General features: G+C 61.4%; 3 protein-coding genes. All 3 read right to left on the reverse strand.

Annotated elements, in window-relative coordinates; genetic code table 11:
* Nucleotides 1-266 (reverse strand): hypothetical protein (locus tag EOA86_RS39690; protein WP_206630189.1); only part of this gene is annotated, 266 nt, incomplete at its 3' end.
* Nucleotides 263-805 carry an O-acetyl-ADP-ribose deacetylase gene (locus EOA86_RS31530; RefSeq protein ID WP_128345180.1) on the reverse strand — a complete coding sequence of 181 codons (543 nt, stop codon included), beginning with the start codon at nucleotides 803-805 and terminating at the stop codon, nucleotides 263-265. The genes EOA86_RS31530 and EOA86_RS39690, both read right to left, overlap by 4 nt.
* A gap of 1 nt (nucleotide 806) precedes the next feature.
* Nucleotides 807-2,235, reverse strand: a 1,429-nt coding sequence (locus tag EOA86_RS31535) for a carboxyl transferase domain-containing protein (RefSeq protein ID WP_128345182.1), incomplete at its 5' end; no start/stop codon positions are given.

Consider the following 2,235-nt stretch of genomic DNA (forward strand, 5'->3'; position numbering starts at 1 on the left):
GGCAGTCTCCCGTCGAACTTGACGGAAAATGGACTGCGAAACGGCGGTCGCCTTTGCTTCCCGCCAGCGATTCCGCTGTGCCAACGCCTGGCGCCGCTAATATAAGCAACCCCGCAAGTATAGATACAGTTGTTTTCTGAAAAAGTCGCAGTCTCATCTTCGCCCAATCCCCATTGGTATTTGCAAAGAGCAATAGCCGCAATTTTTCCGCGTGACCAGTACCCTGGTTGAAAATGAGTCTGAATAATGTGGATCGTACTTTTCATCGGTGCAGATCACCCTTCGCCAGGGCAGCAACGGTTTGCCGGTACAGTTCTGCCATCTGCTGGTCGAAGCAGCAGAAGGTAACGGTTTCCGGAAGCGCGTTGTGGCCGATGAAGGCGCTCACCGCGCCAACGGCGATCTGCGTCGCCTGGTCCTTTGGATATCGGTATACACCGGTCGAGATCGCCGGAAATGCCACCGTCCGGCAATCCTTGGCGGCGGCGATTTCGAGCGACCGGCGGTAGCAGGAGGCGAGCAGCTCGGCTTCGCCCTTGTCGCCGCCTTGCCAGACCGGGCCGACCGTGTGGATGATGTAGCGTGCCGGCAGCCTGTAGCCCTTGGTGAGTTTTGCGTCGCCGACCTTGCAGCCATTTAGCATCCGGCATTCAGTCAGAAGTTCAGGCCCGGCCGTCCGGTGAATGGCGCCGTCGACGCCTCCGCCGCCTAAGAGCGAGGTGTTGGCGGCATTGACGATGGCATCGACAGCCAGCTTGGTAATGTCGCCGGTATGAACGCGAATTCTGTGGTCGATTTCGCTCATCTCACATCCTGAACACGCCGAACTTTGTCTCCTCGATCCCGGCGTTCAGCGCCGCCGATAGGCTGAGCGCCAGCACCTCGCGCGTCTTGGCCGGGTCGATGATGCCGTCGTCCCAGAGCCGGGCGGAGGAGTAGAGCGGGTGGCCTTCGTGCTCGTATTTCATCAGGATCGGCTTCTTGAATTTTGCCTCTTCCTCTGCGCTCCATTCTCCGCCTTTGCGCTCGATCCCCTCGCGCTTGACGACGGCCAGCACCGTGGCAGCCTGCTCGCCGCCCATTACCGAAATGCGGGCATTCGGCCACATCCACAGGAAGCGGGGCGAATAGGCGCGTCCGCACATGCCGTAATTGCCGGCGCCGAACGAGCCGCCGATGATGATGGTCACCTTCGGCACGCGCGCCGTGGCGACGGCCATCACCAGCTTGGCGCCGTCCTTGGCGATGCCGCCGGCCTCGTACTTTCGCCCCACCATGAAACCGGTGATGTTTTGCAGGAAGATCAGCGGGATCTTGCGCTGGCAGCACAGCTCGATGAAATGCGCGCCCTTGAGGGCGCTTTCGGAGAACAGCACGCCGTTGTTGGCGATGATGCCGACCGGCATGCCGTTGAGATGGGCAAAGCCGGTGACCAGCGTGGTGCCGTAATTCTGCTTGAACTCGTCGAACTCGGAGCCGTCGACGATGCGCGCGATCACTTCACGCACATCATAGGGCTGGCGCAGATCGGTCGGCACAATGCCGTAGAGCTCATCGGCTGCATGAAGCGGCGGAATCGGGCCGCGAAGTGCCAGCCCGATCTCCTTCTTTCGATTCAGGTTCTTGACGATGCGGCGGGCGATCGCCAGCGCGTGCTCGTCGTCCAGCGCATAATGGTCGGCAACGCCGGAAAGCCGCGTGTGCACATCGGCGCCGCCCAGTTCCTCCGCGCTGACATCCTCGCCGGTAGCGGCCTTCACCAGCGGCGGACCGCCGAGGAAGATGGTCGCCTGGTTGCGCACCATGATTGTCTCGTCCGACATCGCTGGCACATAGGCGCCGCCCGCCGTGCACGAGCCCATGACGCAGGCGATCTGCGGTATGCCTGAAGCCGACATGTTGGCCTGGTTGTAGAAGATGCGGCCGAAATGGTCGCGGTCGGGAAACACCTCGTCCTGGTTTGGCAGATTGGCGCCGCCGCTGTCGACCAGATAGACGCAAGGCAATTTGTTCTGCAGCGCGATTTCCTGTGCGCGCAGATGCTTCTTTACGGTCAGCGGATAATAGGTGCCGCCCTTCACCGTGGCGTCGTTCACGACGACCATGACTTCGGTGCCTTCGACGCGGCCGATGCCGGCGATGATGCCGGCCGATGAGATGTCTTCGCCATACATCGACCACGCTGCGAACTGGCCGATTTCGAGGAAGGGCGAGCCGGTGTCGAGCAGTTGGGCC

Source organism: Mesorhizobium sp. M5C.F.Ca.IN.020.32.2.1, from assembly GCF_004023105.1.
Lineage (GTDB): Bacteria > Pseudomonadota > Alphaproteobacteria > Rhizobiales > Rhizobiaceae > Mesorhizobium > Mesorhizobium wenxiniae.